At 67.2% G+C, this 12,496-nt stretch carries 11 protein-coding genes; 6 read left to right on the top strand and 5 right to left on the bottom strand.

What is annotated here, in order from left to right; translation table 11 throughout:
* The first annotated feature begins 74 nt into the window (after nt 1-74).
* From PKB_RS14535 to pcaD, 6 genes are all read left to right on the top strand, one after another.
* Entirely contained in the window at nt 75-500 is a 426-nt protein-coding gene (locus PKB_RS14535) for a YciI family protein (RefSeq protein ID WP_043252825.1), read from the top strand.
* A 17-nt stretch (nt 501-517) separates the two neighbouring features.
* Complete coding sequence (locus PKB_RS14530) at nt 518-931, top strand: VOC family protein (RefSeq protein WP_043252823.1); 414 nt, start codon at nt 518-520, stop codon at nt 929-931.
* A gap of 316 nt (nt 932-1,247) precedes the next feature.
* Nucleotides 1,248-2,096, top strand: coding sequence for a CoA transferase subunit A (locus PKB_RS14525; protein WP_043252822.1), 849 nt, complete (start codon nt 1,248-1,250; stop codon nt 2,094-2,096).
* A complete protein-coding gene (locus PKB_RS14520; protein WP_043252820.1) occupies nt 2,096-2,878 on the top strand; it encodes a CoA-transferase subunit beta in 783 nt (260 codons plus the stop codon). Before PKB_RS14525 ends, PKB_RS14520 begins: the two co-directional genes overlap by 1 nt.
* Nucleotides 2,875-4,080 (top strand): 3-oxoadipyl-CoA thiolase, encoded by a 1,206-nt coding sequence (gene pcaF / locus PKB_RS14515; RefSeq protein WP_043252818.1) that lies wholly within the window; start codon nt 2,875-2,877, stop codon nt 4,078-4,080. Before PKB_RS14520 ends, pcaF begins: the two co-directional genes overlap by 4 nt.
* 136 nt (nt 4,081-4,216) lie before the next feature.
* On the top strand, nt 4,217-5,005 hold the full coding sequence (gene pcaD, locus PKB_RS14510) for a 3-oxoadipate enol-lactonase (RefSeq protein WP_043252815.1): 789 nt from the start codon (nt 4,217-4,219) through the stop codon (nt 5,003-5,005).
* Nucleotides 5,006-5,140: 135 nt separating this feature from the next.
* On the opposite strand, the gene PKB_RS14505 is transcribed toward pcaD, so the two are convergent.
* From PKB_RS14505 to PKB_RS14485, 5 genes are all read right to left on the bottom strand, one after another.
* Nucleotides 5,141-7,096, bottom strand: a complete 1,956-nt coding sequence (locus PKB_RS14505; RefSeq protein ID WP_043252811.1) for an acetoacetate--CoA ligase — start codon at nt 7,094-7,096, stop codon at nt 5,141-5,143.
* Nucleotides 7,097-7,166: 70 nt separating this feature from the next.
* Nucleotides 7,167-7,937, bottom strand: a complete 771-nt coding sequence (locus PKB_RS14500; protein WP_043252809.1) for a 3-hydroxybutyrate dehydrogenase — start codon at nt 7,935-7,937, stop codon at nt 7,167-7,169.
* Nucleotides 7,938-7,991: 54 nt separating this feature from the next.
* Entirely contained in the window at nt 7,992-9,383 is a 1,392-nt protein-coding gene (locus tag PKB_RS14495; RefSeq protein WP_043252807.1) for a GntP family permease, read from the bottom strand.
* 72 nt (nt 9,384-9,455) lie between these two features.
* Nucleotides 9,456-10,721, bottom strand: a complete 1,266-nt coding sequence (locus PKB_RS14490) for an OprD family porin (protein WP_043252805.1) — start codon at nt 10,719-10,721, stop codon at nt 9,456-9,458.
* A gap of 292 nt (nt 10,722-11,013) precedes the next feature.
* Nucleotides 11,014-12,438 (bottom strand): sigma-54 interaction domain-containing protein, encoded by a 1,425-nt coding sequence (locus PKB_RS14485; protein ID WP_043252803.1) that lies wholly within the window; start codon nt 12,436-12,438, stop codon nt 11,014-11,016.
* Between the last annotated feature and the right edge of the window lie 58 nt (nt 12,439-12,496).

The raw sequence follows: 12,496 nt of genomic DNA, 5'->3' as shown, positions 1-12,496 counted from the left end.
GCGCGCATCGACCAATTGGCAGAGCAGGGCGAAAGCCCGCTCGTCCCTCGCACAACGATAAAAGGAGAACCGATATGCGCTTCATGGCGATAGTCCGTGCCACCGCCGACTCCGAAGCCGGCGTCATGCCCAAGGAAGAGCTGCTGGCAGCCATGGGCAAGTTCAACGAGGAGCTGGTCGCGGCCGGCGTGATGCTCGGCGGCGACGGCCTGCATCCCAGTTCGAAGGGGGCGCGGGTGCGTTTCGACGGCGCCACGCGAACGGTCATCGACGGCCCCTTCACTGAAACCCGCGAACTGATCGCCGGATTCTGGATGCTGCAGTGCGACTCGCTGCAGGAGTGCATCGACTGGATCAAGCGCAGCCCAAATCCCTTCGATATCCCCTCCGAGATCGAGATCCGCCAGGTCTTCGAGGCCGAGGATTTCGGTGCCGAATTCACCCCCGAACTGCGCGAACAGGAAGAACGCCTGCGCGCCCAACTGGCCGGCAAGGCCTGAGCGGAAGGAGACCCCTCATGAAGATCAACACCTACCTGATTTTCGACGGCAACTGCGAAGAAGCCTTCAAGCGCTACGCCGAGGTGCTGCGCGGCAACATTCCCATGCTGATGCACTTCGGCGATGCGCCGGACCAGAGCCAGATGCCGCCCGGTTCGAGCAATCTCGTGATGCACGTGCGCCTGGAAGTGGGCGACCAGGTGCTGATGGGCTCGGACAACTGCCCGCCGATGCCCTATGAAGGCACCAAGGGTGTGTCCGTCTCGCTGAACGTCGACAGCAAGGCCGAAGCCAAGCGCATCTTCGACGCCCTGAGCGAAGGCGGCCAGGTCGGCATGCCGCTGCAACAGACCTTCTGGGCGGCGGCCTTCGGCATGTTCACCGACCGCTTCGGGGTGCCGTGGATGGTGAACTGCGAGCAGGACCATTAAGGAGCCCTGGTATTCGCAGGAACAACTGTCTTTGGGCTCCCGCGTTCGCGGGAGTGACGGGATTCAGGTTCGTTTTACCCTGCGTCATCCCCGCGAACGCGGGGACCCAGAAAACACGTAGGAGCGAGCTTGCTCGCGAACCGCTTCGCGGCGAGTTTGGTTCGCGAGCAAGCTCGCTCCTACAGGTTTGGAACCGTAGAAGTGTTCGATAACCGCACCGATAGTCGATAATCGCATTGTTTGACCGCCAGCCACGGCGCTACTGTCTCTCCATCGGCATCCCCGGATGCCCTGAACGACAAGACGAGACCGAGCAATGGCTGAACTCCTGACCCTCCGCGAAGCGGTCGAGCGTTTCGTGAACGACGGCGATACCGTCGCCCTCGAAGGCTTCACCCACCTGATCCCCACCGCCGCCTCCCACGAAATCATCCGCCAGGGCAAGAAAGACCTGCACCTGGTGCGCATGACCCCCGACCTGGTCTACGACCTGCTGATCGGCGCCGGCTGCGCGCGCAAGCTGACCTTCTCCTGGGGCGGCAACCCCGGCGTGGGTTCGCTGCACCGCCTGCGCGACGCAGTGGAGAAGGGCTGGCCGAACGCCCTGGAGATCGACGAGCACAGCCACGCGGACCTCGCCAACTCCTACGTCGCCGGCGCCTCGGGCCTGCCGTTCGCGGTGCTGCGTGCCTACGCCGGCTCCGACCTGCCGAAGGTCAACCCGAACATCAAGTTCATCAACTGCCCGTTCACCGGCGAGCAACTGGCTGCCGTGCCTTCGGTGCGCCCGGACGTCACCGTGATCCACGCGCAGAAGGCCGACCGCAAGGGCAACGTCCTGCTGTGGGGCATCCTCGGCGTGCAGAAGGAGGCCGCCCTGGCTGCCAAGCGCTGCATCGTCACCGTCGAAGAGATCGTCGACGACCTCAATGCGCCGATGAACTCCTGCGTGCTGCCGACCTGGGCGCTGAGCGCGGTCTGCCACGTCCCCGGCGGTTCGCATCCGTCCTACGCCCACGGCTACTACGAGCGCGACAACCGCTTCTACCAGGCCTGGGACCCGATCGCCCGCGACCGTGAGACCTTCACCGCCTGGATCGACGAGTACATCCGCGGGACCAAGGATTTCAGCGAGTTCCAAGCCAAGATCGCGGAGGGCAAGTAATGAGCGCCTATAGCACCAATGAAATGATGACCGTGGCCGCCGCCCGCCGCCTGAAGAACGGCGCGGTCTGCTTCGTCGGCATCGGCCTGCCGTCCAAGGCCGCGAACCTGGCGCGCCTGACTTCGTCCCCGGACGTGGTCCTGATCTACGAATCCGGCCCCATCGGCGCCAAGCCGACCGTGCTGCCGCTGTCCATCGGTGACGGCGAACTGGCCGAAACCGCCGACACCGTGGTGCCCACCGGCGAGATCTTCCGCTACTGGCTGCAGGGCGGCCGTATCGACGTCGGTTTCCTGGGCGCGGCCCAGGTCGACCGCTTCGGCAACATCAACACCACCGTCATCGGCGACTACAACAAGCCGAAAGTGCGCCTGCCCGGCGCCGGCGGCGCCCCGGAGATCGCCGGTTCCGCCAAGGAAGTGCTGATCATCCTCAAGCAGTCGCACCGTACCTTCGTCGACAAGCTGGCCTTCATCACCTCGGTCGGCCACGGCGAAGGCGGCGACCACCGCAAGCAGCTCGGCCTGCCGGGCAAGGGTCCGGTGGCGATCATCACCGACCTCTGCATCATGGAGCCGGAAGCCGGCAGCAACGAATTCATCGTCACTTCGCTGCACCCGGGTGTAACCCGCGAGCAAGTGATCGAGAACACCGGCTGGGCGATCCGCTTCGCCGAGCAGGTCAAGGAAACCGCCGCGCCCACCGAGGTCGAGCTGGAAGCCCTGCGCGCCCTGGAAGCCCGCACCGCGGCCGCCCACGGCCAGCAAGGGGGTGAGGAATGAGCCGCGAAGTCTACATCTGCGACGCCGTGCGCACGCCGATCGGCCGCTTCGGCGGTTCGCTCGCGGCGGTGCGCGCCGACGACCTGGCCGCCGTGCCGGTCAAGGCCCTGGTCGAGCGCAACCCGCAGGTCGACTGGAGCCAGCTGGACGAGGTCTACCTCGGCTGCGCCAACCAGGCCGGCGAAGACAACCGCAACGTCGCGCGCATGGCGCTGCTGCTGGCCGGCCTGCCGGACAGCGTGCCCGGCGTGACCCTGAACCGCCTCTGTGCCTCGGGCATGGACGCCGTGGGCACGGCCTTCCGCGCCATCGCCAGCGGCGAGGCCGAGCTGGTCATCGCCGGCGGCGTCGAGTCGATGTCCCGCGCGCCTTATGTCATGGGCAAGGCGGACAGCGCCTTCGGCCGTGGCCAGAAGATCGAGGACACCACCATCGGCTGGCGCTTCATCAACCCGCTGATGAAGGCCCAGTACGGCGTGGACGCCATGCCGGAAACCGCCGACAACGTCGCCGACGACTACAAGGTCAGCCGCGCCGACCAGGACGCCTTCGCCCTGCGCAGCCAGCAGCTGGCCGGGCGCGCCCAGGCCGCCGGCTACTTCGCCGAGGAAATCGTCCCGGTGGTGATCAAGGGCAAGAAGGGTGAAACCGTGGTGGATGCCGACGAGCATCTGCGCCCGGACACCACCCTCGAAGCCCTGGCCAAACTCAAACCGGTCAACGGCCCGGACAAGACCGTCACCGCCGGCAACGCCTCGGGTGTAAACGACGGCTCGGTGGCGCTGATCCTGGCCTCCGCCGAAGCGGTGAAAAAGCACGGCCTGAAAGCTCGCGCGAAAGTGCTGGGCATGGCCAGCGCCGGCGTCGCGCCGCGCGTGATGGGCATCGGCCCGGTGCCGGCCGTGCGCAAGCTGCTGGAACGCCTGAACCTGTCGGTCGCCGACTTCGACGTCATCGAACTGAACGAAGCCTTCGCTGCCCAGGGCCTGGCCGTGACCCGCGAACTGGGTATCGCCGACGACGACGCCCGGGTGAACCCGAACGGCGGCGCCATCGCCCTCGGCCACCCGCTGGGCGCCAGCGGCGCACGCCTGGTCCTGACCGCCGTGCACCAGTTGGAGAAGAGCGGCGGCCAGCGCGGCCTGTGCACCATGTGCGTGGGCGTGGGGCAGGGCGTGGCCCTGGCTGTCGAGCGCGTTTGAGGCTGTTTGCTGGGTTCCGGTCGGAATGAGCGCCGATATTGAATGTGTCATCCCCGCGAACGCGGGGACCCAGAAAAAGCAATAATCCGGCGCCCGCCCTCGAGCGGGCGCCGTTCATGATCAACGGGAGTTCCCGATGCCTACCGTCAAACTCGCCGACGGCGAACTGAACTACCTCCTCGAAGGCCCCGCCGGCGCGCCTGTGCTGGTGCTGTCCAACTCGCTGGGCACCGACCTGCATATGTGGGACGCGCAGGTTCCGGCCTTCACCCAACACTTCCAGGTGCTGCGCTACGACACCCGCGGCCACGGTGCCTCGCTGGTGACCGAAGGCCCCTACAGCATCGAGCAGAATGGTCGCGACGTGCTGGCCTTGCTGGACGCGCTGGATATCGCCAAGGCGAGCTTCTGCGGCCTGTCCATGGGCGGCCTGATCGGCCAGTGGCTGGCGATCAACGCGCCCGAGCGCATCGAGCGTCTGGTGCTGTGCAACACCGCCGCCAAGATCGGCACCCCGGAGGTCTGGAACCCGCGAATCGACACCGTGCTGGCCGGCGGTCTGCAGCCCATGCGCGACCTGCGCGACGCCTCCATCTCGCGTTGGTTCACCCCCGATTTCGCCGCTGCCGAGCCGGGCAAGGTCGAACCCATCGTGGCCATGCTCGCGCAGACTTCGCCGCAAGGTTACGCAGCCAACTGCGCCGCCGTGCGCGACGCCGACTTCCGCGAGCAACTGGGCGCCATTCTCGCGCCGACCCTGGTGGTCTGCGGCAGCGGCGACCCGGTGACCACCACCGAGCACGGCCGCTTCATGCAGGAACGCATCGCCGGCGCCGAGCTGGTGGAGTTCCACGCGGCGCACCTGTCGAACGTGCAGGCGGGCGATGCGTTCAGCCAGAAGGTGCTGGGCTTCCTGCGCGGCTGAGACATCGGCTAGACGGCGTACAACCGCGAACGGTTGTACGCCCCACGGCTACAGGCTTTTCGTAGGAGCGAGCTTGCTCGCGAACCGCTTCGGCACACAGCCCGTTCGCGAGCAAGCTCGCTCCTACAGGTAGGGTCACGTCCGCAGCGCTTCCAAGTCCCGGTACAGCTCCAGCGCTTCTGGGTTGGCCAGCGCATCGGTGTTCTTCACCGGGCGGCCGTGGATCACGTTGCGCACCGCCAGTTCGACGATCTTGCCGCTGATGGTGCGCGGGATGTCGGCCACCGCGAGGATCTTCGCCGGGACGTGGCGCGGCGTGGTGTTGCTGCGGATGGTCTGGCGGATGCGTTCACACAGGGTCTCGTCCAGCGCGATGCCTTCGCGCAGGCGCACGAACAGCACCACGCGCACGTCGCCTTGCCAGTCCTGGCCGATGGCGATGGACTCCAGCACCTCGTCGACTTTTTCCACCTGGCGGTAGATTTCCGCCGTGCCGATGCGCACGCCGCCGGGGTTGAGCACCGCGTCGGAGCGGCCGTGGATGATCAGCCCGCCGTGTTCGGTTTCCTCGGCGTAGTCGCCGTGGGCCCAGACGCCGGGGAAGGTGGCGAAGTAGGCGTCGTGGAATTTCTCGCCGCTGGCGTCATTCCAGAAGCCCACCGGCATCGACGGGAAGTGCTTCACGCAGACCAGCTCGCCTTTCTCGCCGTGCACCGGCTGGCCGGCGTCGTTCCAGACCTCCACCGCCATGCCCAGGCCCTTGCACTGCAGTTCGCCGCGCCATACCGGGGCGGCCGGGTCGCCGAGGGCGAAGCAGGAGACGATGTCGGTGCCGCCGGAGATCGACGACAGGCAGACCTCGGGTTTGAAGTCGCGGTAGACGTAATCGAAGCTCTCGTGGGCCAGCGGCGAGCCGGTCGAGAGGATGGTCTTCAGGCGCTCCAGGTCGTGGGTATGGCGCGGGCGTACGTTGGCTTTTTCCAGGGCCGCGATGTACTTGGCGCTGGTGCCGAAGACGCTGATGTTCTCGGCGTCGATCAGGTCGACCAGGCGCTCGGGGCCTGGGTGGAAGGGCGAGCCGTCGTAGAGCACCAGGGTGGCGCCGACCAGCAGGCCGGAGACCAGCCAGTTCCACATCATCCAGCCGCAGGTGGTGTAGTAGAACAGCGTGTCGTCCGCGCCGAGGTCGGTGTGCAACGCGTGTTCCTTGTAGTGCTGCAGCAACAGCCCGCCGGCGCCGTGGACGATGCACTTGGGCACGCCGGTGGTGCCGGAGGAGTAGAGGATGTACAGCGGATGGGCGAAGGGCAGCGGGGTGAATTCCGGCTCGCCGCCGCTGCGGTAGAAGTCCTGCCACAGGCTGACCTTTGCCGGCGTGCGGTAGTCCTCGGCGCGCGCCGTGGGGCGGGCGTAGGGGACGACCACCAGCTGCTGCAGGCTCGGCAGGCGTTCGAGGATTTCATTGAGCTTGGCTGTCAGGTCCAGGGTCTTGCCGGCGTAGCGGTAACCGGCGCAGGCGGCCAGCACCTTGGGTTCGATCTGGCCGAAGCGGTCGATCACGCCCTGGGTGCCGAAGTCCGGCGAGCAGCTCGACCAGGTGGCGCCCAGGCTGGTGGCGGCGAGCATGCCGACCACCGTCTGCCAGGTGTTGGGCATGAAGGCAGCGACGCGGTCGCCAACACCCACGCCGGCGTCGCGCAGGCTGCGCTGCAGGCCGGCGACCTGCGCGGCCAGCTCGGCGTGGCTGAGCACTTCGCGAGACTCGTCCTCGCCGACCGCAATCAGTGCCGGCTGGTGGTCGCGGCGGCGCAGCAGGTGCTCGGCGAAGTTCAGGGTGGCGCCGGGGAACCAGCGCGCATCGGGCATCGCCGGTCCTTCCTGCAGCACGGCGCTGGCCGGGCTGTGCAGGCGTAGACCGAGGTCTTCGGCGATCAGTGACCAGAAGGCCTCGCGCTCGGCGATGCTCCAGGCGTGCAGGGCGGCGTAGTCGGGCAGGTCCAGGCCGAAACGCTGGTTGACCTGGCGGCGGAAGGCGTCCATCCGGGTGGCGGCGACGCGCTCGGCGGAGGGCGTCCACAGCGGCTGGTTCATCGAGGTCTCTCCAACATCCGATTCGGGCGATGCCAATAAGCATGGCACGCCCGAGGGCGGGGGGCGCGGCTCAGCGCGCGAGCCAGCCGCCGTCCATGTTCCAGGCGGCGCCGCGCACCTGATCCGCCGCCTCGCTGCAAAGGAATACCGCCAGCCCGCCGAGTTGCTCGGGGGTGACGAAATCCAGCGACGGCTGCTTCTCCGCAAGCAGCGCTTCGCTGGCTTCGGCTGGGCTGGCGCCTGCGCTGATGCGCATATCGATCTGCTGTTGCACCAGCGGCGTCAGCACCCAGCCGGGGCAGATGGCGTTGCAGGTGACGCCAGTGGTGGCGGTCTCCAGGGCGACCACCTTGGTCAGCCCGACCAGGCCATGCTTGGCGGCCACATAGGCGCTCTTCTGTGCCGAGCCGACCAGGCCGTGGGCCGAGGCGATGTTGATGATCCGCCCCCAGTTGCGCTCGCGCATGCCCGGCAGCAGCAGGCGTGTGGTGTGGAAGGCCGAGGACAGGTTGATGGCGAGGATCGAGTCCCAGCGTTCCACCGGGAATTCCTCGATGGGCGCTACGTGCTGGATACCGGCGTTGTTCACCAGGATGTCGACGCGGCCGAAGCGCGCCTGGGCGAATTCCACCATCTCGGCGATTTGCTCGGGCTTCGACATGTCCGCCGGATGGTGCTCCACCCGCACGCCGCAGTCGGCCACCGCCTTCAGCGCCGGAGCGGGATCGCCGAAGCCGTTGAGCAGCACGTCCGCACCGGCGCGGGCCAGGCTCAGGGCGATGCCCAGGCCGATGCCGCTGGTGGAACCGGTGACCAGTGCGGTCTTGCCTTTGAGGGTCATGGAATTTCTCCTGCCTTGCGGGGCGGCCGGCGCCGGGCCGCCCGGTGGATGGGATCAGACGATCCCAGTGGTATAGAACACGGCGATGACGAGAAACACCGCCAGGGTCTTGATCAGGGTGATGGCGAAGATGTCCTTGTAGGCTTCGCGGTGGGTCAGGCCGGTGACTGCCAGCAGGGTGATCACCGCGCCGTTGTGCGGCAGCGTGTCCATGCCGCCGGAGGCCATCGAGGCGACGCGGTGCAGCACTTCCAGCGGGATGTTGGCGGCGTGGGCGGCGGCGATGAACTGCTCGGACATGGCCGCCAGCGCGATGCTCATGCCGCCCGACGCGGAACCGGTGATGCCGGCCAGCGCGGTGACGGTGATGGCTTCGTTGACCAGCGGGTTGGGGATGCTCTTCAGCGCATCAGCCAGCACCAGGAAGCCCGGAAGCGAGGCGATGACCGCGCCGAAGCCGTATTCCGAGGCGGTGTTCATGGCCGCCAGCAACGCGCCGGACACGGCGGTCTTGCTGCCTTCGGCGAGGCGGCTGCGCACGGCGCCGAAGCTGGTGAAGAGCACCAGGAGGATGCCCAGCAACAGTGCGGCCTGGACCGCCCAGATGCCGGTCAGCTTGCTGACGTCGCTGACCACGGGCGCAGCCATGCCGGCGAGTTGCAGGCTGTGGCTCTTGCCGTAGAGCTGCGGAATCCAGTGGGTGAAGGCCAGGTTGGCCACGCCCACCAGCACCAGCGGCGCGAGGGCCAGCAGGGGATTGGGCAGGGCGATGTCGGCGGCGGTTTCCGGCTCGTTGCGCAGCTCGCTGCCGTAGCCTTCGCCACGCGCCTGCGCGCGGTTCAGCTGGCGGCGCAGGAAGAGCATGCCGGCGGCGAAGACGAACAGGCTGCCGATCAGGCCCAGCCAGGGCGCTGCCCAGCCGTTGGTGTTGAAGAAGGTGGTGGGGATGATGTTCTGGATCTGCGGCGTGCCGGGCAGCGCGTCCATGGTGAAGGTGAAGGCGCCCAGGGCGATGGTCGCCGGGATCAGCCGCTTGGGGATGTTGCTCTGGCGGAACATCTCGGCGGCGAATGGGTACACCGCGAACACCACCACGAACAGCGAGACGCCGCCGTAGGTCAGCAGGGCGCAGACCAGCACGATCACCAGCATGGCCTGGCTGGTGCCGAGCAGGCGGATGGCGGCCGCGACTATGGAGCGCGAGAAGCCCGACAGCTCGATCAGCTTGCCGAACACGGCGCCGAGCAGGAACACCGGGAAGTACAGCTTCACGAAGCCGACCATCTTTTCCATGAACACGCCGGTGAAGGTCGGCGCCACGGCGGACGGATCGGTGAGCAGCACGGCGAGCAGGGCCGCGATGGGGGCGAAGAGGATGACGCTGTAGCCGCGGTAGGCGGCGAGCATCAGCAGGGCTAGGGCAGCGAGGGCGATGACCACGCTCATGGGGCGGTTCTCCTGGGTCGCGCGGCGTGCGAGCCGCGCGTGGTTATTGTTGTACGGGTTGCGGCGCGCGGCTTACCAGAGCGGCAGCACGTAGCTGAGGATCAGGCGGTTCTCGTCCAGGTCGTTGCCGAAGTGGCTCGAACGCACGGCCGCATTGCGCCATTTCACGCCGAAGTTCTTCAGCGGACCGCTCTGCACCACGTAGCCGATGTCGGTATCGCGTTCCCATTCCTCGCCTTCGGGCTTGCCGGCGCCCAGCTCGATGTTGTCGCCGGACAGGTAGCGGGTCATGAAGGTCAGGCCCGGCACGCCGAGGGCGGCGAAGTCGTAGTCGTAGCGCGCCTGCCAGGACTTCTCGTCGCGGTTGGCGAAGTCGCCGATCTGCACGAAGTTGACCAGGAAGGCGTCAGTGCCGCCGATGTAGGCATAGCCGGTGTCGCCGCTCATGGACTGGTAGCCGGCGCCGAAAGCATGTGCCCCGAGCTTGTAGGTGAGCATGGCACCGAAGGCTCGGTTGTCGACGTTGCTGCGGCCATCGTCTTCCGAGCGGGCGTAGCGCAGGTCGGTCTTCAGCGACTGGCCCTGGGCGATCGGCAGCACGTGGACCAGGTTGAGCACGTGCTGGTCGTAGAGGTCCTCGAGCTTCGCGTAGTGGTAGGCGGTGCTCAGCTGCGGCGTCCACTGGTAGGTCAGGCCTCCGAAGTCGAAGCGGTCGCTGGTGCCGCTGGCGACGATGCCGCGTGCGCTGCCGGTGGTGACGGTCATGTCCTCGCTGTCCGAGGAGTCGCGCTGGCTCACCTGGCGCAGCTGGCCGGCATCGATATTCAGCCCGGCGAACTCGGCGGAGTTCAGGTAGGCACCCTGGAAGGTCTGCGGCAGCAGGCGGCTGTCGTTGGCCAGGACGGTAGGCAGCTTGGGCAGCAGGGTGCCGATCTTGAGCACGCTCTTCGAGGCGCGCAGCTTGGCGGTCAGGCCGAGTTCGCTGTAGTCGTCGGCGGCGCCGTTGACCTTCTCGCGGTCGCGCGGCAGCAGGCCGGAGCCGGCGCGGTCGGGGCTGGAGTCGAGCTTCACGCCGAGCAGGCCGAGGGCGTCGACGCCGAAGCCGACCGGGCCGTCGGTGTAGCCGGACTCGTAGCGCAGCAGGAAACCCTGCGCCCACTCTTCCTGTTTCGACTGGGGGGCGGCTTCCTGGCGGAAGTCACGGTTGAAGTAGAAATTACGCAGTTCGAGGCTGGCCTTGCTGTCGGCGATGAACTCGGCGTGGGCCTGCAGCGGGACGCCCAGGCTGGCGCCAAGGGCGGCGAGGGCGGTGGCACGGGCGAGCGGGGAAGGGCTCATGGGGCGGGGACTCCTGGCGTTGCGCATCACGAACCGGGGTGGGCCGATGACCCCGTGGGTAGCGTTCGGACGCGGACGTCGTTGGTTGTTGTTATGTCGGCGTGCGGCGGATGGCCGCAGGTGGCGACATAGCGAGAACCGTGCCAGTGTCTTAAGTATTTGTTTTTAAAGGATATTTATAATCTATTGGTGCTTGAGGAAACTATTTTGTCTCTAAACGGAGACAGAACTTGAGTTCGCCCCAGGATTCAGCGGAATCGTCCAAGTCTCAAAACGTAGACAAGTCTCTAAATCAGGACGAAAGCCCAAGGGCGGCGAGCTTCTTGTAGAGCGTGGAACGGCCCAGGCCCAGACGCTTGGCTGCTGCATCGACGTTGCCGGCGTACTCCTCCAGCACGCCGGCGATCAGCTCGCGCTCGAAGGCGTCGCGGGCGGCGTAGAAATCCTGGTCCGGCGCCAGCAGCGGGCTTGTCGCGTTGGACTGTTGCGGCACGGGTTGCAGTGGGCCGAGGGCTGCGCGCAGGGATTCGGCGTCGAGCTGATTGCCGTCATTGAGCAGCACCGTGCGTTCCAACAGGTTGCGCAGCTCGCGCACGTTGCCCGGCCAGGCGTGGCGGGCGAGCAGGGCGAGGGCGGCGCTGTCCAGTTCGTAGAGCGCGTGGTGGTCCTCGCGCAGGTCGTCGAGGATCGCCTCGCACAGTGCCGGCAGGTCTTCCAGGCGCTCACGCAGCGGCGGGATCTCGATGGGCAGCACGTTGATGCGGTAGTAGAGGTCGGCGCGGAAACGGCCTTCGCGCATCGCCTTGTCGAGGTCGATGGAGGTGGCCGCGACCAGGCGAATATCACTGCGCAGCACTTCGTTGGAGCCCACCGGCTCGAATTCCTTTTCCTGCAGCACGCGCAGCAGCTTGCTCTGCAGCGGCAGGGGCATGTCGCCGATCTCGTCAAGGAACAGGGTGCCGCCCTGGGCGATCTGCAGCTTGCCGGGCCGCCCCTTGCGGTCGGCGCCGGTGAAGGCGCCCGGCGCGGTGCCGAAGAACTCGGCTTCCAGCAGGGTTTCCGGGATGGCCGCGGCGTTGATGCTGACGAAGGGCTTGTTGGCGCGCGCCGAGGCGCTATGGATGGCGTGGGCGAGCAATTCCTTGCCGGTGCCGGTCTCGCCCAGCAGCAGCACCGGCGCGTCGCTGGCCGCGCCACGCCGGGCGCGGCGCTTGATCTCCAGGCTCGCCGGGCTGTTGCCGATGAAGTGCGCGAGGCTGTACTTGGCCTGGTGCGCCTGCAGCAGCGAGCGGGTCGAGGCCAGCTCGGCCTGCATGCGCTGGTAGCGGGTGAGCAGCGGCGACAGCGAGCGCAGCTCGTCGAACAGGGCGAAACCGATGCCGCCGATGACCGCGCCGGCGTCGTCGCGGATCGGCATGCGCATGACCACCAGCGGGTCCTTGGGCATGTCGAGGATGTCCAGCAGCATGGGCCGGCCGCTGCTGACCACTTCGCGCATCAGGCTGCCGGGGATCACCTGTTCCACCGGGCGGCCGATGGCCTGTTCGGCATCCTCCAGACCGAAACGCTGGGCGTAGCGCTGGTTGATCCAGACGATGCGCGCCTCGCGGTCGACGATCAGCGTCCCTTCGCTGAACTGCTCGAAGATCTCGAACAGCGAGCGGATCGCCAACTGGCGCACGCTCTGGTAGTCCGTGAGGGAGTAGGTGTCGGTCATGCTCGGCCCGGCCGCGAAAGGAAACACGAGGGCGCACTCTACCGGGATGTGGTGGGCG

It is taken from the genome of Pseudomonas knackmussii B13 (assembly GCF_000689415.1).
Classification (GTDB): Bacteria; Pseudomonadota; Gammaproteobacteria; order Pseudomonadales; family Pseudomonadaceae; genus Pseudomonas; species Pseudomonas knackmussii.
This window is presented reverse-complemented; position numbering and strand designations above follow the sequence as displayed.

Excerpts from the sequence above, each read along its gene's own strand:
- PKB_RS14535 (WP_043252825.1), top strand. The coding sequence starts at position 75 with ATGCGCTTCATGGCGATAGTCCGTGCCACCGCCGACTCCGAAGCCGGC.
- PKB_RS14530 (WP_043252823.1), top strand. The coding sequence starts at position 518 with ATGAAGATCAACACCTACCTGATTTTCGACGGCAACTGCGAAGAAGCC.
- PKB_RS14525 (WP_043252822.1), top strand. The coding sequence starts at position 1,248 with ATGGCTGAACTCCTGACCCTCCGCGAAGCGGTCGAGCGTTTCGTGAAC.
- PKB_RS14520 (WP_043252820.1), top strand. The coding sequence starts at position 2,096 with ATGAGCGCCTATAGCACCAATGAAATGATGACCGTGGCCGCCGCCCGC.
- pcaF (WP_043252818.1), top strand. The coding sequence starts at position 2,875 with ATGAGCCGCGAAGTCTACATCTGCGACGCCGTGCGCACGCCGATCGGC.
- pcaD (WP_043252815.1), top strand. The coding sequence starts at position 4,217 with ATGCCTACCGTCAAACTCGCCGACGGCGAACTGAACTACCTCCTCGAA.
- PKB_RS14505 (WP_043252811.1), bottom strand. The coding sequence starts at position 7,096 with ATGAACCAGCCGCTGTGGACGCCCTCCGCCGAGCGCGTCGCCGCCACC.
- PKB_RS14500 (WP_043252809.1), bottom strand. The coding sequence starts at position 7,937 with ATGACCCTCAAAGGCAAGACCGCACTGGTCACCGGTTCCACCAGCGGC.
- PKB_RS14495 (WP_043252807.1), bottom strand. The coding sequence starts at position 9,383 with ATGAGCGTGGTCATCGCCCTCGCTGCCCTAGCCCTGCTGATGCTCGCC.
- PKB_RS14490 (WP_043252805.1), bottom strand. The coding sequence starts at position 10,721 with ATGAGCCCTTCCCCGCTCGCCCGTGCCACCGCCCTCGCCGCCCTTGGC.
- PKB_RS14485 (WP_043252803.1), bottom strand. The coding sequence starts at position 12,438 with ATGACCGACACCTACTCCCTCACGGACTACCAGAGCGTGCGCCAGTTG.